The sequence below is a fragment of the Neisseria sicca VK64 genome (assembly GCF_000260655.1).
Taxonomy (GTDB): domain Bacteria; phylum Pseudomonadota; class Gammaproteobacteria; order Burkholderiales; family Neisseriaceae; genus Neisseria; species Neisseria sicca_B.
This window is the reverse complement of record NZ_AJMT01000103.1, coordinates 20,247-35,397: the sequence shown is the minus strand read 5'-3', so window position 1 is coordinate 35,397 and position 15,151 is coordinate 20,247. Positions and strand designations below refer to the sequence as shown.

At 51.0% G+C, this 15,151-nt stretch carries 14 protein-coding genes; 6 read left to right on the top strand and 8 right to left on the bottom strand.

Features of this window, described 5'->3' with window-relative positions:
- The first annotated feature begins 249 nt into the window (after nucleotides 1-249).
- Nucleotides 250-495: a hypothetical protein gene (locus tag HMPREF1051_RS06465; protein WP_003766010.1), complete on the top strand. Its 246-nt coding sequence runs from the start codon at nucleotides 250-252 to the stop codon at nucleotides 493-495.
- Nucleotides 496-589: 94 nt separating this feature from the next.
- Here HMPREF1051_RS06465 and clpB read toward each other — a convergent pair whose 3' ends face one another.
- Both clpB and radC read right to left on the bottom strand, forming a co-directional pair.
- Nucleotides 590-3,163: an ATP-dependent chaperone ClpB gene (gene clpB / locus HMPREF1051_RS06460; protein ID WP_003766015.1), complete on the bottom strand. Its 2,574-nt coding sequence runs from the start codon at nucleotides 3,161-3,163 to the stop codon at nucleotides 590-592.
- A 432-nt stretch (nucleotides 3,164-3,595) separates the two neighbouring features.
- The gene (gene radC, locus HMPREF1051_RS06455; protein WP_003766020.1) at nucleotides 3,596-4,276 is read right to left on the bottom strand and encodes a RadC family protein; all 681 of its coding nucleotides are present in this window, start codon (nucleotides 4,274-4,276) and stop codon (nucleotides 3,596-3,598) included.
- Between the two features lie 541 nt (nucleotides 4,277-4,817).
- Between radC and HMPREF1051_RS06450 the strand changes: the two genes are divergently transcribed.
- The 4 genes from HMPREF1051_RS06450 to HMPREF1051_RS06435 all read left to right on the top strand — a co-directional run bounded on the left by HMPREF1051_RS06450 (nucleotide 4,818) and on the right by HMPREF1051_RS06435 (nucleotide 9,236).
- Nucleotides 4,818-5,942, top strand: a complete 1,125-nt coding sequence (locus HMPREF1051_RS06450; RefSeq protein WP_009312960.1) for an ABC transporter ATP-binding protein — start codon at nucleotides 4,818-4,820, stop codon at nucleotides 5,940-5,942.
- Between the two features lie 15 nt (nucleotides 5,943-5,957).
- Nucleotides 5,958-6,923 carry an ABC transporter permease subunit gene (locus HMPREF1051_RS06445; RefSeq protein WP_003766008.1) on the top strand — a complete coding sequence of 322 codons (966 nt, stop codon included), beginning with the start codon at nucleotides 5,958-5,960 and terminating at the stop codon, nucleotides 6,921-6,923.
- Nucleotides 6,923-7,810: an ABC transporter permease subunit gene (locus HMPREF1051_RS06440; protein ID WP_003765987.1), complete on the top strand. Its 888-nt coding sequence runs from the start codon at nucleotides 6,923-6,925 to the stop codon at nucleotides 7,808-7,810. Before HMPREF1051_RS06445 ends, HMPREF1051_RS06440 begins: the two co-directional genes overlap by 1 nt.
- 130 nt (nucleotides 7,811-7,940) lie before the next feature.
- Nucleotides 7,941-9,236 carry an NAD(P)/FAD-dependent oxidoreductase gene (locus HMPREF1051_RS06435; protein ID WP_003766004.1) on the top strand — a complete coding sequence of 432 codons (1,296 nt, stop codon included), beginning with the start codon at nucleotides 7,941-7,943 and terminating at the stop codon, nucleotides 9,234-9,236.
- 176 nt (nucleotides 9,237-9,412) lie between these two features.
- Here HMPREF1051_RS06435 and HMPREF1051_RS06430 read toward each other — a convergent pair whose 3' ends face one another.
- From HMPREF1051_RS06430 to metX, 3 genes are all read right to left on the bottom strand, one after another.
- Complete coding sequence (locus tag HMPREF1051_RS06430) at nucleotides 9,413-10,249, bottom strand: NMB0938 family lipoprotein (protein WP_419538015.1); 837 nt, start codon at nucleotides 10,247-10,249, stop codon at nucleotides 9,413-9,415.
- Between the two features lie 116 nt (nucleotides 10,250-10,365).
- Entirely contained in the window at nucleotides 10,366-10,947 is a 582-nt protein-coding gene (metW, locus tag HMPREF1051_RS06425) for a methionine biosynthesis protein MetW (protein WP_003743445.1), read from the bottom strand.
- The gene (gene metX, locus HMPREF1051_RS06420; RefSeq protein WP_036492241.1) at nucleotides 10,944-12,083 is read right to left on the bottom strand and encodes a homoserine O-succinyltransferase MetX; all 1,140 of its coding nucleotides are present in this window, start codon (nucleotides 12,081-12,083) and stop codon (nucleotides 10,944-10,946) included. Before metX ends, metW begins: the two co-directional genes overlap by 4 nt.
- A gap of 157 nt (nucleotides 12,084-12,240) precedes the next feature.
- Here metX and HMPREF1051_RS14830 point away from each other — a divergent pair, with 157 nt between their 5' ends.
- On the top strand, nucleotides 12,241-12,441 hold the full coding sequence (locus HMPREF1051_RS14830; RefSeq protein WP_003675061.1) for a protein MIGRI: 201 nt from the start codon (nucleotides 12,241-12,243) through the stop codon (nucleotides 12,439-12,441).
- A gap of 120 nt (nucleotides 12,442-12,561) precedes the next feature.
- On the opposite strand, the gene prfH is transcribed toward HMPREF1051_RS14830, so the two are convergent.
- Genes prfH through HMPREF1051_RS06400 form a run of 3 tightly spaced genes read right to left on the bottom strand, consistent with a single transcriptional unit; the run spans nucleotide 12,562 to nucleotide 15,025 of the window.
- Nucleotides 12,562-13,188, bottom strand: coding sequence for a peptide chain release factor H (prfH, locus tag HMPREF1051_RS06410; protein WP_003766009.1), 627 nt, complete (start codon nucleotides 13,186-13,188; stop codon nucleotides 12,562-12,564).
- Nucleotides 13,185-13,883, bottom strand: a complete 699-nt coding sequence (locus HMPREF1051_RS06405; RefSeq protein WP_003766012.1) for a hypothetical protein — start codon at nucleotides 13,881-13,883, stop codon at nucleotides 13,185-13,187. Before HMPREF1051_RS06405 ends, prfH begins: the two co-directional genes overlap by 4 nt.
- Nucleotides 13,880-15,025, bottom strand: coding sequence for an RNA ligase RtcB family protein (locus HMPREF1051_RS06400; RefSeq protein ID WP_003765980.1), 1,146 nt, complete (start codon nucleotides 15,023-15,025; stop codon nucleotides 13,880-13,882). Before HMPREF1051_RS06400 ends, HMPREF1051_RS06405 begins: the two co-directional genes overlap by 4 nt.
- Nucleotides 15,026-15,151: the final 126 nt, after the last annotated feature.

Sequence of the window (15,151 nt, the reverse complement as noted above, 5' to 3'; positions counted from 1 at the left end):
TAGTGGATTAAATTTAAATCAGGACAAGACGACGAAGCCGCAAACAGTACAGATAGTACGGAACCGATTCACTTGGTGCTTCAGCACCTTAGAGAATCGTTCTCTTTGAGCTAAGGCGAGGCAACGCCGTACTGGTTTAAAGTTAATCCACTATAAAACTTACCGGAAGCTATCAATGCAGGTAAGATTGGTCAGGTAAAATTAGAAGCGATTGTCCACTATAAATCATTTGTTCAATAAGGAGACATCATGGAACCTTCCCCAGATGAAAAGCTTAAATCAGCAGTCGAATTAGATTTGTTATTAGATGATTTTGTTTTAGAAAAAAAGAACGATTATTTAAAAAGATTATTTGAATTTCCTAGCGGAAAATGGGTTGAAATTAAATATTTTTTTGATTCTGATTATTACGACTCAAATTATCAGAATTCACATATTTCCGTATGCTGGTTGCCGGATACTGATGGAGATTATGATACAAAACGTATAAATTGAACAATAACCCAATAAGGTCGTCTGAAATCAGTGGACTTAGCGCCAACAGTTTTCAGACGACCTTTTCATCACTTTATCTCAATCCACACCTAAATCAGGCAAACACCAGCTTGCCGCCCTCTTCTTTCACATGAATCGTGCTGTCGGGCGTGTATTTGCCTTCGAGCAGGGCTTTGGCCAGCGGGTTTTCGATTTCCGACTGGATGGCGCGTTTGAGCGGGCGTGCGCCGTACACGGGGTCGAAACCGGCTTTGGCAATCAAATCCAAGGCGGCATCGTCCACTTTCAGGTGCAGGTGCTGCGCTTCCAAACGTTTTTCCAAACCTTTGAGCTGGATTTTCGCAATGTTGCGGATATTCTCCTGATTCAGTCCGTGGAACACGACCACTTCGTCGATACGGTTGATCATTTCGGGGCGGAAGTAGGCTTTCACTTCTTCCATCACCGCTTCTTTCACGGCTTCGTAGTCCTGCGTACCCATTTGTTGGATGTGCTGGCTGCCGATATTGGAAGTCATGACGATGACGGTGTTTTTGAAGTCCACGGTGCGGCCTTGTCCGTCGGTCAAACGTCCGTCATCCAATACTTGCAACAGGATGTTGAACACGTCGGGATGAGCTTTTTCTACTTCGTCCAAAAGAATTACGCTGTACGGTTTGCGGCGGACTTGCTCAGTCAGGTAGCCGCCTTCTTCGTAGCCGACGTAGCCCGGAGGCGCACCGATTAAGCGGGCAACGGCATGTTTTTCCATGTATTCGGACATGTCGATGCGGATGAGGTGGTCTTCGCTGTCGAACAGGAAGCCCGCCAAGGCTTTGCACAACTCGGTTTTACCCACGCCGGTCGGGCCTAAGAACAGGAAGCTGCCGTAAGGCTTGTTCGGATCGGCAAGGCCGGAACGGCTGCGGCGGATGGCGTCGGACACGGCGCGCACGGCTTCGTCTTGACCGACCACTCGGCGGTGCAATACTTCTTCCATTTTCAGCAGCTTGTCGCGTTCGCCTTCCATCATTTTGGACACGGGGATGCCGGTCATGCGCGATACGATTTCGGCCACTTCGTCCGCGCCGACTTCGGTGCGGAAGAGTTTGTTTTGTTTTTTGCCGTCTGGGTTGCTTTCCGCCGCTTGCAACTGCGCACCCAATTTCGGTAACTCGCCGTATTCGAGTTCGGACGCACGGGCAAAATCGCCTTGGCGTTTGGCCTGCTCGATTTTGACCTTGATGTCGTCCATCTGTTTCTTGATGTCGGCGGTGCTGGAAGACGCGGCTTTTTCAGCTTTCCAGATTTCGTCCAAATCGGCGTATTCTTTTTGCAGACCGTCGATCTCTTCGTCTATCAGCTCCAAACGTTTTTTGCTGGCGTCGTCGCTTTCTTTGGCAACGTGCATTTTTTCCATTTTGAGCTGGATGATGCGGCGGTCGAGTTTGTCCATCTGCTCGGGTTTGCTGTCCAACTCCATTTTGATGCGACTGGCGGCTTCGTCAATCAAATCAATCGCTTTGTCGGGCAGGAAGCGGTCGGTGATGTAGCGGTCGCTCAATTCTGCGGCGGCAACAATGGCGGGGTCGGTGATGTCGATGCCGTGGTGGATTTCATAGCGTTCCTGCAAACCGCGCAGGATGGCGATGGTGTCTTCCACGCTGGGTTCGCCGACCAATACTTTTTGGAAGCGGCGTTCGAGTGCCGCGTCTTTTTCGATGTATTGGCGGTATTCGTCCAAGGTGGTCGCGCCGATGCAGTGCAGTTCGCCGCGTGCCAGGGCTGGTTTCAGCATATTGCCCGCGTCCATTGCGCCGTCAGTTTTGCCTGCGCCGACCAAAGTATGGATTTCATCAATGAAAATCAGGGTGTTGCCGTCGTCTTTCGCCAAGTCGTTCAACACGCCTTTCAAGCGCTCTTCAAATTCGCCGCGGTATTTCGCGCCGGCAATCAATGCCGCCAAATCCAAAACCAGCAGGCGTTTGTTGCGCAGGGATTCAGGTACTTCGCCATTGACGATGCGCTGTGCTAAGCCTTCGACGATGGCGGTTTTACCCACGCCCGGTTCACCGATCAGCACGGGGTTGTTTTTGGTGCGTCGTTGCAGCACCTGAATCGCGCGGCGGATTTCGTCGTCGCGGCCGATAACGGGGTCAAGCTTGCCGTCGCGGGCGCGCTGGGTCAGGTCGAGCGTGTATTTTTTCAGAGCATCTCGTTGGTCTTCGGCATTAGCATCGTTCACGTTTTGTCCTCCGCGTACCGCGTCGATCGCGGCATTGATGTTTTGTTCGGTCGCTCCGGCTTCTTTCAGGATTTTGCCGGTCGCATCGTTCTGCTGCACCAAGGCAAGCAGGAAAAGTTCGCTGGCGATATAGGCATCGCCGCGTTTGGTTGCCGCTTTGTCCATCAGGTTCAACACCGCCTGCAATTCGCGGCTGGGCAGAATATCGCCACCCTGACCGGACACTTTAGGCAGGCTGTTTAAATGCTGCTGCAAACGCTGTTTCACCTGCGGCACGTTCACGCCCGCATGAGCCAAGAGCGCGGCGGCTCCGCTGTTTTGGTCGTCAAGCAGGGCTTTCAGCACGAAGCCCGCTTCCAGATAGCTGCTGTCCGCAGCCAACGCCAAACTCTGAGCCTCTGCAAGGGCTTGTTGGAATTTGGCGGTTAATTTGTCGAATCTCATCTTTTTGGTTTCCTTTGGTTAGAATTTCGTTACACCCAATATAGGCCCAAATGTGGATAACTCAATAGCAAAATTTTATTAGGATAGAAAATTTTCAATATCTATATGTTTTATATTGAAATTATTATTATAAAATCTGTGCATAACTTTTATTGTTCAAGTTCATAACAGATTGCTGACATAAAAAATAAAGACTTTCAAATTAGCAAAAAGGTCGTCTGAAAACATTTTCAGACGACCTTTTGGGCGACCAAATATAGTGGATTAAATTTAAATCAGGACAAGGCGACGAAGCCGCAGACAGTACAGATAGTACGGCAGGCGAGGCAACGCCGTACTGGTTTAAAGTTAATCCACTATACTATCTAAACAATCTGTTCGCATAATATCAAAACAAGACAAACCGCTACCAGACTCCGACAAAACTCCTTTTTACCCTTCCATATACCCCTGTTCCCGCATCGAGCAGACTTCTTTCGCCGTGACAATAAAATGATCCAAAAGTGAGACATCAACCAATGCCAAAGCCTGTTTCAGACGACCTGTGAATGCAATGTCGGATTGCGAAGGCGTTGCCGAACCGCCGGGATGATTATGCGCGATAATCAGGCTGTCGGCGTATTCGTCCAATGCGAGCTTGACGATTTCCCTGATATAGACGGTATTTTCTGCCACCGTTCCGCGCGAGAGTTCGCGCATGGCAATCAGCCTGTTTTGGCGGTTAAGCAAAAGCGCGGTGCTGACTTCTATCTTTTCGTGCCCTAAATGCAGGCGCAGATAATCGGCAACGGCTTTCGGACTGGAAAGCGTGATGTTCTCCTGTAAATCCTCGCCCAAAATCCGCCTGCCGATTTCTTTGACGACGGCAAATTGGGTAAAACTCGCCAAACCCATGCCCTTGTATGCGGAAAGCGTTTTAGCGTCGGCGCTCATCAGCTTGCCCAAACTGCCAAACTCGTTCAGCAGATAACGCGCCAAATCCACCGCGCTCATCCCGCGCGTACCTACCCGCAGCAAAATCGCCAGCAACTCCGCATCGCTCAACGCGCCTGCGCCATGCGCCAACAATTTCTCGCGCGGCCGCTCGCCTTCAGGCCATTGTTTGATACTCATGTTTTACCCCTTGCGTGAACATTCACGAAAAAAATTTGTTTGAAAATCTGCTTGTTATTACACTTTTTACAACGAAATGCTTATCAAGCAATTAATGTAAATATTTCATATTTTATTATATTTTGAATGAATATTTAAAATATAAGCATAATATTCATATAAATTAATTGCATAAAAACAACGCGCTCAACTTCGCTTGTGAAAGCGATTGCCTTTCCTTATTCACCCGTATGGATTGACCGCAGATTCAATCTGACAGGTTTCAAAATGTCCTGTTTAAATCAAATCCGCAGGAAATCAGCCCCTTCGGGCAATTTCGTATTGCCCCTGCGTGCCATAGGCTAATATAATAGCGAGTTCGGCGGAGGCGGTTTATCCTTGGATTTCCACCCGTTTCCCATCCATGCTGCCCGTGCGCTTCACAAGAGTTTCAGACGACGTTGCGACGTTGCGACTCCCGCCAGCAATCAAACAGCTTTTTATCACCCTTTCGAAAATCCGTTTTGCCGGTACTCGTCATTTTTATTGGAGTATTGCCATTATGACCGCAACCACTGCGTCTTCAGCCAAACCTTATCTTAAAATCCAAGGCTTGGTGAAAAAGTTTGGTGACAATTACGCTGTCGATAACATCGACTTGGATATTTATCAACATGAAATCTTTGCCCTTTTGGGCAGCTCCGGCAGCGGCAAATCCACGCTGCTGCGTATGCTGGCGGGCATGGAAAGCCCTAATCAGGGCAAAATCATTCTGGACGGTCAAGACATTACCAAACTTGCCCCCTACGAGCGCCCCATCAATATGATGTTTCAAAGCTATGCGCTGTTCCCGCACATGACTGTGGAACAGAACATTGCCTTCGGTCTGAAACAAGACAAAATGCCCAAAGATGAAATCGCTGCGCGCGTGGAAGAAATGCTGCGTCTGGTGCAGATGACCAAATACGCCAAGCGCAAACCGCATCAATTATCCGGCGGCCAGCAACAGCGTATCGCTTTGGCACGCAGCTTGGCAAAGCGTCCGAAAATCCTGCTGCTTGACGAACCTCTCGGCGCGTTGGACAAAAAATTGCGTCAACAAACCCAGCTCGAATTGGTCAATACGCTGGAACAAGTCGGCGTAACCTGCATCATGGTCACGCACGACCAAGAAGAGGCGATGACGATGGCGACCCGCATCGCCATTATGTCTGACGGTCAGTTGCAACAGGTCGGTACGCCCAGCGACGTGTACGACTACCCCAACAGCCGCTTTACCGCCGAATTCATCGGCGAGACCAATATTTTCGGTGGCGTCGTGATTGACGACCATGCCGATTATGCCGTTATCGAATGCGAAGGTTTGGAAAACCACGTCCGCATCGACCACGGTCTGGGCGGCCCGAGCGAACAAGACATTTGGGTCAGCATCCGTCCCGAAGACATTGATTTGTACAAAGAAAAACCCGACCACTTGGGCAGCTTCAACTGGGCAAAAGGCACGGTAGAAGAAATCGCCTACTTGGGCAGCTTCGCGATTTACCACATCAAACTCGCCAACGGCCGCGTCGTCAAAAGCCAAGTTCCCGCACCTTATTGGTATGTCCGCAACATCACGCCGCCGACTTGGGACGAAACCGTCTATATCAGCTGGCCGGAAAACCAACCGACTCCGTTGTTCCGTTGATTTAAGGGGAGTGAGATGAACCTTAAAAAACTGAAAAACAAACTGTTCCGCCGCCCGGGTCAGCGCGCGGTCATTGCCGTGCCGTATATTTGGCTTTTGGTACTGTTTCTGATTCCGTTCGCCATCGTGCTGAAAATCAGCTTTGCCGAACAAGAAATCGCCATTCCGCCGTTTACGCCGCTGACCAGCGTCGATGAAGATTTAGGTCGTCTGAACATCGCCATCAGTTATCAAAACTATGCCGATATCTTCCAAAATTTTTGGAATACCCTGAATCCGTTTGGCGACAGCGAAAACAGCAATATCTATCTGATGACCTACTGGTCTTCGATTAAGACTGCGCTGACGACGACCATCATTTGTCTGCTGATTGGTTATCCGACCGCCTATGCGATTTCGCGCGCCAATCCCGCCATGCGCAACGGCCTGCTGCTTGCCATCATGCTGCCTTTCTGGACTTCCTTCCTATTGCGTGTTTACGCATGGATGGGCCTGCTGGGACACAACGGCATCATCAACAATTTCCTGCTTAAAATGCAGATTATCGAAGAACCTTTAGACCTGTTTTACAACGCGTTCTCACTGAACTTGGTCATGGTCTATGCCTATCTGCCGTTTATGATCCTGCCGCTTTACACGCAACTGGTGAAACTCGACAACCGCCTGCTCGAAGCGGCTTCTGATTTGGGCGCAGGACCGATTAAATCGTTCTTCACCATTACCCTGCCCCTGTCTAAAACCGGCATCATCGCAGGCTCCATGCTGGTTTTCGTACCCGCAGTCGGTGAATTTGTGATTCCCGAGCTGGTCGGCGGTTCGGAAAACCTGATGATCGGTAAAGTCTTGTGGCAGGCGTTCTTCGATCAAAACAACTGGCCGTTGGCTTCTGCCGTCGCCGTCGTCATGGTCGCACTGCTGGTCGTGCCGATTGCACTGTTCCAGCATTATGAAAACCGCGAATTAGAAGAAGGATCCAAATAATGCAGAAATCCCGATTATCCTGGTTCCTGAAACTGATGCTGATGCTGTCGCTGGCGTTTCTGTATATTCCGCTGGTCGTCTTGGTCATCTATTCGTTCAACGAATCCAAGCTGGTTACCGTTTGGGGCGGCTTTTCGACCAAGTGGTACAGCGCATTGCTGGAAAACGACACCATCTTGGAAGCCGCTTGGCTGTCGCTGCGCATTGCCGCCGCATCCTCGCTTGCAGCCGTCGTTTTGGGCACGCTGGCAGGTTACGCGATGGCGCGCATCAAACGCTTCCGCGGCAGCACCTTGTTTGCCGGTATGATTTCCGCGCCTATGGTTATGCCTGACGTGATTACCGGTCTGTCCATGCTCCTGCTGATTATTCAGGTGCAAATGTTCCTGCAAGGTAGCGAATTGCTGCAAAACCTGTACTTCGACCGCGGTTTCTTCACCATTTTTCTCGGGCATACGACGCTTTGTATGGCATACATCACCGTCGTCATCCGTTCGCGTCTGGTGGAGCTTGACCAATCGCTCGAAGAGGCCGCAATGGACTTAGGTGCGCGTCCGCTGAAAATCTTTTTCGTCATCACCCTGCCCTTGATTGCCCCTGCCATCGCTTCAGGCTTCCTGCTCGGCATTACCCTGTCGCTGGATGATTTGGTGATTACCTCCTTCCTGTCCGGCCCCGGTTCTTCCACATTGCCGCAGGTGATTTTCTCCAAAATCAAGCTGGGTCTCGACCCGCAGATGAATGTGTTGGCAACCATCCTGATCGGCATCATCGGTACGCTGGTCATCGTCATCAATTACTGGATGATGCGCCAAGCAACCAAACGCGATCGGGAAGCCGCCGAAGCCTACCGTCAGGAAAAGCTCGCCGCAGAAAAAACAAATTGACCCAATCAGACAGGCTGACCGCATCAATGCAAGGTCAGCCTGTTTTCTTCACACAACCCGTTTAACCTACTTTTCAGACGACCCTCAACTCCCACCAAAGGTCGTCTGAAAACGAGCGAAGCATTACCCTATGATTCATCCCAATTTCAAAGAATACCTTCCCTCCTATTATTTCAGCACCATCAATCCCCACGCCGCTTATCCCAAGCTTGAAGGTCGTCTGAAAACCGAGACCTGCGTCATCGGCGGAGGATTGACAGGACTTTGCACAGCCCTTCCCCTTGCCGAAAACGGACGCGAAGTTACCGTACTCGAGGCCGCCCGTATCGGCTTCGGCGCATCAGGGCGCAGCGGCGGGCAAGTCATCAGCGATTACGCCTGCGGTATGGAAGAAATCGAAAAGCAAGTCGGCTTGGAACAAGCCCGCTGGTTTTGGCAGCAATCCCTGCAAGCCGTCGAACTCGTTGACGAACGGGTTAAAAAACATCAAATCGCCTGCGACTGGCAGCGCGGCTACGCCACCGTCGCCATCCGCCCGCAGCATTGGGAAGAATTGCAACAATGGCATGAACACGCCCGACAACATTACGGCGCTACCCATTACCAACTCTGGGATAAAGCCACGCTCAAGCAACAACTTGCCAGCGATATGTACTTGGGCGCACAGTTCGATCCTCATTCCGGCCACCTCCATCCGCTCAACTACACCCTGGGCATCGCCCGCGCCGCCACCGAAGCAGGCGCGCAGATTTTCGAACAGTCCCCGATGACCCGTATCGAACCCTATCAAGGCGGCTGGCTCGTCCATACCCCGGACGGCAGCATCGAATGCCAAAACCTCGTGTATGCCGTCAACACCTACGCCGGTTTGCATCAAAAATTCAAGCCGTTGGAAAAAAAAGCCATCGCCGTCAGCACCTTCATCATCGCCACCGAACCGCTGGGCGGACGCGCCAAAGAACTCATCCGCAACAACATGGCCGTCTGCGACAACCGCCACGTCCTCGACTACTACCGCCTCAGTTCCGATGGTCGCCTGCTCTTCGGCGGCAAAGACAACGAGTTCATCGACGATCCCGACCGCATGACCGAGCTTGTCCGCCAAGACATGCTCAAAGTCTTCCCTCAGCTTGCCGATGTCAAAATCGAACATTCATGGGGCGGCGAATGCGACATCACCGCCAACCTTGCCCCCCACTTCGGCAGACTCGCGCCCAATGTTTACTATGCCCAAGGCTACTCGGGACACGGCATGGCGATTACCGGCATAGCAGGCCTTGCCATCGCCGAAGCCATCATGGGTGACGATGGTCGTCTGAAACCGTTTGAAAAACTCAAACACCCCAGCATCATTACCCAACCTTTCCTGCGCAAACTCGGCTCCTTCCTCGGCTCGAAATATTACCAATGGAAAGACAGCCGTTAAGCATTTGGTTAAGCTCGAACACATCAACAAAAGGTCGTCTGAAACCCGATTCAGGTTTCAGACGACCTTTTCGATATTGAATTGAAGGCTTCCAATCAAACTGCTATCGCATCAAATGTTCAACGAACGCTCGATGCATTTAGATTCCTACCCTCTCCGTTTGTGCTCCAAACCCATTACATTAAATGAATCCCGCTTGCCGGATTGGAAACATTTTCATATACGGTAATCGAAACAATTTTTCCACTTTCGTCAAACACGATTTCCAGATAAGGCTTATCAGGGCTGCGGTCGCGGTTGAAAAGGCGGAATACCCTTTGCGCCTCAAAAATCTTTCCGTGTGCTTTCAAATATTCGGGCAACCGGCTGATGTTTTGAAAACTACCGCCAAACCCGCCGCCGTGTTTCTTAAGATATTCCGGCGTTCCTTCTATGTCGAAATTGTGCGTTACCCTCAGTGGCTGATCCGAACCTTGGCTTGTCTGTTTGCCTGTTGATAAAACCAAAGTATCCCGACGCCTGAGTGCTTTCATTTCTTGTACCACCGGTTCTACCGCCTGCTGATTATAGCTCCGCTCCCCTTTTCCCATCTGATCAATAGCCTCTATCACTTTATCAACGTTTTTAGGATCATTCGGATCAATATCAGGGAACAGTGCCTGCTCCAGCGGATTGTCTCCGCCGGGAATGCCCCAAATCTCCGCCAATTCTTTAGGGCTGCGTTCAAACAAACAACTGGAATCGATATTTTCGGCAACCTGACGGACAAAATCATCAATGCCGCCAATCTGATGCAGGTTGGTGCAGTTTGAAGAAGGTGCGCTTTCTACTTGCTTGACGCTATTATAGTTGGACGCGATTGGATTCAAATCGGATTGGGAAGAAGCTGATGACGAGGAAGATCGAACAGCGGATGCGCCGACTTCTTTTGTTTTATCTTCTTTGCTTGGAGAACACGCAGTCAGCATGATTGCAGTAAGCCATAAGAGAAGTGATGACGTTTCGTTTTTCATTATTTTGTTTTCAACATAAAGAGGTCGTCTGAAAATCTGCCATTTCATTTTTCAGACGACCTGTTATTCATAGAACTCAAGAACCTTGTTATTGCCAACAAGGTGCTCAACCCATCTTACCCGACGCGGTAAAACGCCAAGCTGCCCAACAGGTTGGGGAAATGTTTGACCTGTTTGTTACCCGTCATGACCGCGCGCTCGAGGACGCGGATTTTGTTTTTGGCGCACAATAAATCAAAGTCTTTGAGCGTACACCAATGGATATTCGGCGTGTCGTACCAATGGTAGGGCATGCGTTCGGAAACCGGCATATGCCCGCCGATGGCGATTTGGAAGCGGTTGCGCCAGTAGCCGAAATTCGGGAAGCTGACAATCGCCTGTTTCGCCACGCGCATGAGGCAGCGCAGGATTTTCTCGGTATTCTGCATGGCTTGGATGGTTTGGCTCAAGACGATAACGTCAAACGTCTGGTCGCCAAATTCTGCCAAACCCTGCTCCAAATCGGCTTGGATGACGTTTACGCCGCGCGACATGGCGGCGATGACGCTGTCGGTGTCGATTTCGATGCCGTAGCCGCTGCATTTTTTGTGCTCCACCAAAGCCGCCAGTAATTCGCCGTCGCCGCAGCCCAAGTCCAAGACGCGGCTGCCTTCGGGAATCCAGTCGTAAATCAACTGCAAATCGTCGCGCAAATTCATGATCGGCAATCCTTGTCAACATTGTTCATATAAACCGCTACGGCGCGCATATAGGCTTCGTCTTCCATCAAAAAGGCGTCATGGCCGTGGTTGGATTTGACTTCGATATACTGCACCGGCTTGTGCGCGGCAATCAGCGCTTTAACCAGCTCTTTGGAACGCGCGGGCGAGAAACGCCAATCGGTACTGAAGCTGGCGACAAAAAATTTCGCTTTTACATTTTGCAGGGCGCGGGTCAGGCTGTCGCCGAAATCCGCCGCCGGATCGAAATAGTCCAAAGCCTTGGTCATAAGCAGGTAAGTGTTGGCATCAAACCGCCCGACAAATTTGTCGCCCTGATAGCGCAGATAGGATTCCACTTCAAATTCAACGCCGTAGCCGTATTGATAGCCGTTTGAACGCAAATCGCGTCCGAATTTTTTGCCCAAACCGTCTTCGGCAAGATACGTAATGTGCCCCATCATTCGGGCAATCCGCAAGCCCCGTGCGGGAACGGTATTGTGGCTGCGGTAATGTCCTTCGTTGAAATCGGGGTCGGTCAAAATCGCCTGACGTGCTACATCATTAAACGCGATATTTTGCGTGGACAGTTTCGGCGCAGATGCAATCACTAAGGCATGGCGCACGCGCTCGGGGTAGGAAATCGTCCACTGCAAAGCCTGCATGCCGCCCAAGCTGCCGCCGACAATCGCTGCCCATTGTTCGATACCGAGATAATCGGCAAGCGCGGCTTGGGATTTTACCCAGTCCTTCACCGTAACCACCGGAAAATCCGCGCCGTATTCCCTGCCCGTTTCAGGATTGGTCGACAAAGGCCCGCTGCTGCCGTCGCAGCCGCCCAGATTGTTCAAACCGACCACGAAAAAACGTTCCGTATCAATCGGTTTGCCGGGACCGACCATATTGTCCCACCAGCCCGCATATTTATCCTCCGCCGAATGCCTGCCTGCAACATGATGGTTGCCCGACAGCGCATGGCAGATTAAAACCGCATTGTTTTTTTCGGCATTCAGCTCGCCGTAGGTTTCAATCATCAGATCGAAACGCGGCAAAGTTTTACCGTTTTCCAAAACCAGCGGCATCTCAAACGGAATTTTTTGGGGCGTTACAATGCCCACCGAGGCACTTTGACTCATATCCTGTTCCAACAAATGCGGCGAAAAGCGTTATTATATAGCAAACGGCATGACTTTTTGACACGGGCGGACAAGCAGCCTGACGCGCTGAAACATCCGTCCCCATGCCGCCGCGCCCGAACCATACTTTTTCAGACGACCGTCCCCGCTTCCCGATATGATAGGCAGACTTTTCCGTATTTTTTTCTTTTTCGCTCTTGCCGCGCTGATCATCAACCGCCTCTTCAGCCGCAAGCAAAAACGCGCCCTGCGCGATGTCGCCAAAATTAGCGCATGGGTGCTGCTCGGTGCTGCCGCAGCAACGCTGTTTTGGTATCTGGTCATGCTGTATTTCAAACACATTCCGGATTCTTATTGAACGGATGTTGATAGCCAGACAAAAGGTCGTCTGAAAACACAAATTCAGGTTTTCAGACGACCTTTTCCCGTATATTAAAAGCACGGGGGATGACGACATTCCCAAAGCGGCTGTCTCAACTCAAGATTTAGCATCCGGCTTCTCCTTAAACTCCGTTCCGACGAACGTCCGTTTCGGGTTGCCGCGTTCCACCTGATAAAGCCGGCTGTGCTGTGCGCGGGCGTAATCGTCGGTCTGTCCGGCATGGTGTTCCGCCAGCTTTTGCGCCAGCAGGGTCAAAGCTAATTTTTTGTTGGCATGCTGACTGCGTTCGCTTTCAACGCGCACGGAAATACCGCTTGCTTTATGAGTGGCACGGACAGCACTTTCAGTTTTATTGACGTGCTGCCCGCCTTTACCGCCCGAACGGCAGGTTTGGAACTCAATTTCGCTTTCAGACGGCATTTCAGGCATATCGGGCATGCGGAAAACGCCGATATACCAGTTTTTACGCGGATGTTTCGGACGGACGGGGCTGGCGCATATCCATTGGAGCGAACCTTGCCAACGCTGTGCCAAAATTTCGACATGTTTGCCGTCCAATTTAAGCACCGCCGACATAATGCCGTGTTTATCGGCGGTTTCGGAGATGATTTCCACCCCGACACCTTCCGCTTGCGCCTCGGCAAGCAGCCTGCCCAATACGAAACGGGCAAAGATGCGGCATTCGGCAGGTCCTTGGGCGGTAGAAATTTGTATATAAATCATGGTTTATTTCCTTTCATTTTTGGGCGGAAGGAATATTTTTCGTCAAATTCCTTGTTGCCGATTTTGGCTTTATCGGGCACGCTCGGGCTGATTTCCGCCTCACTTTTAAGCTGTGACAGGTATTCGCAAATGTTCTGCCACACAATATCGGGATCGATGTAGATGCCGAGTGTGGAAAGTTGCGGGTTGGCGGCAAAGTCCTGACTGCTGTCCGATTTGCTTGGACGGTTTGGGTCGGCGTAATACACGAGCAGCAGCGGCACATTCCGATAGGTTTTCAATATTACGTTGCTCCGTTCTCTGCAGACGGCTTGAAAATCGGCATTTTGGATCTCGTCATGCCAAGCCCAGTAGTAATTGCCGTATTGCGGCAAAACGTATTCCGCACCATCTTGAAAACAGATTGACCGACAGAAATAACGCCCAATTTTTTTGCTTAAAATTTGTCCGACATCGTAAGACGTATAGACTTTATCATTCGTGGCAAACAGGTATACACGCAGGTTGCCGATATACAGTTCCGACACCACGGCGCACGCACCGTATTCCTTTTCCCACTCGGCAGGCGGCTTGGGCAGGCTGTGTAGGATTTCAGCACCAGACGGCAAGCGGCGGTCAAACACCAATACAGGGTCGACACCGTATTTCGCTACTTTGTGGTCGTAGAAATCTTTAAATTTACTGATGATTTTCATGCCTCACCTCCACATCCGCCGCTGGTTTTATAAGTCAAAACGGGTTTGAAGCGGGCGACCAATTCAATCAGACCTGCGTTTTTCATGGCTGAAATGACGCTGTCTATGTCTTTATAAGCCTGCGGAGCCTCTTCAAAAATCAAAGCCTTATCCTGACAAACGACCACGCTGCCGAAGGCGGTTTGGCGCAGGCTGTCGGCAGAATATTTGTGCGACAGGCGGCCTTTGCATTCGCCGCGCTGCCATTTCCGTCCTGCGCCGTGTGCCAATGTGTTCAGCGAAATCTGACAATCTTGGGTCGGCAGAACCAGATAGCTGTAATCGCCGCGCGAGCCGGGTATCATGACCAGACCTTTATCGGCGGGCGTTGCGCCTTTTCGGTGCAGCCAACCGGTTTGCCCCGCGATTTCAGTTTGTTCAAGGAAATTGTGATGCACGTCGAGCAGGCAATCGCCTTCCGTGCGCCAGCGGTCGAGCATTCTGGCGGCAATCAGACGGCGGTTTAAACGGGCGAACTCAAGGGCTGCCTGATGTTCGGCAAGATAGTCCGCCGCAGCCTCGCTGCCTTCTGCCAAACCTCGATGGCCGTAGGCTTCGATGTGGCGTTGCAAAATCTGCTGCCCCAGTCCGCGCGAACCGCTGTGTACCAACAACTGTAAACGGTTTGAATCAAAGACAGCGGGAAGCAAATCGTCGCGGTAAACAGTTTCAACGGTTTGCAACTCGGCAAAGTGATTGCCGCCGCCGATAGTGCCGACTGCGAGGTCGTCTGAAAACGGAAAATCGGATGCAGATTCTCCGAGTAAGGCTTCTTGTTCGTCTTGGCTCAAAGGCGTATCGATGTTGCCAAGCTGCTTGGCAAGTTTGGCGGGTTTAAGCTTGGCGGCGGACAAACCGGTTTGCCAAAACGCCATGCCGCAGCCGATGTCGTTGCCGATGAGCGCGGGGTAAAAATGGTGTTCGCTGAAAAACGCTGCACCGACGGGATAACCCCGCCCCGCATGCAGATCAGGCATGCCGGCTACGCGCAGTATGTGCGGCAGCTTGGCGGTGATTTTGAGTTGAGCGACGGCGTTGCCTTCAATCCAGGTTTCTGAATCAGCGATGATGTGAATATGATGGGGATTTTGATAATTGCCCATGTGTATGCTTTCTTTAAAACGGACAGATGGCAAAACGAATCCAAACCGACAAAACAAAAAAGATGCCCGGTTTGAAAATATACCGACTGCCGTCTGAGGTTTTCAGACGACCTCTGTCCGATTAAT

What these genes read in the sequence shown, in the direction of transcription:
- HMPREF1051_RS06465 (WP_003766010.1), top strand. Translation starts at nt 250, where the DNA reads ATGGAACCTTCCCCAGATGAAAAGCTTAAATCAGCAGTCGAATTAGAT.
- clpB (WP_003766015.1), bottom strand. Translation starts at nt 3,163, where the DNA reads ATGAGATTCGACAAATTAACCGCCAAATTCCAACAAGCCCTTGCAGAG.
- radC (WP_003766020.1), bottom strand. Translation starts at nt 4,276, where the DNA reads ATGAGTATCAAACAATGGCCTGAAGGCGAGCGGCCGCGCGAGAAATTG.
- HMPREF1051_RS06450 (WP_009312960.1), top strand. Translation starts at nt 4,818, where the DNA reads ATGACCGCAACCACTGCGTCTTCAGCCAAACCTTATCTTAAAATCCAA.
- HMPREF1051_RS06445 (WP_003766008.1), top strand. Translation starts at nt 5,958, where the DNA reads ATGAACCTTAAAAAACTGAAAAACAAACTGTTCCGCCGCCCGGGTCAG.
- HMPREF1051_RS06440 (WP_003765987.1), top strand. Translation starts at nt 6,923, where the DNA reads ATGCAGAAATCCCGATTATCCTGGTTCCTGAAACTGATGCTGATGCTG.
- HMPREF1051_RS06435 (WP_003766004.1), top strand. Translation starts at nt 7,941, where the DNA reads ATGATTCATCCCAATTTCAAAGAATACCTTCCCTCCTATTATTTCAGC.
- HMPREF1051_RS06430 (WP_419538015.1), bottom strand. Translation starts at nt 10,249, where the DNA reads ATGAAAAACGAAACGTCATCACTTCTCTTATGGCTTACTGCAATCATG.
- metW (WP_003743445.1), bottom strand. Translation starts at nt 10,947, where the DNA reads ATGAATTTGCGCGACGATTTGCAGTTGATTTACGACTGGATTCCCGAA.
- metX (WP_036492241.1), bottom strand. Translation starts at nt 12,083, where the DNA reads ATGAGTCAAAGTGCCTCGGTGGGCATTGTAACGCCCCAAAAAATTCCG.
- HMPREF1051_RS14830 (WP_003675061.1), top strand. Translation starts at nt 12,241, where the DNA reads ATGATAGGCAGACTTTTCCGTATTTTTTTCTTTTTCGCTCTTGCCGCG.
- prfH (WP_003766009.1), bottom strand. Translation starts at nt 13,188, where the DNA reads ATGATTTATATACAAATTTCTACCGCCCAAGGACCTGCCGAATGCCGC.
- HMPREF1051_RS06405 (WP_003766012.1), bottom strand. Translation starts at nt 13,883, where the DNA reads ATGAAAATCATCAGTAAATTTAAAGATTTCTACGACCACAAAGTAGCG.
- HMPREF1051_RS06400 (WP_003765980.1), bottom strand. Translation starts at nt 15,025, where the DNA reads ATGGGCAATTATCAAAATCCCCATCATATTCACATCATCGCTGATTCA.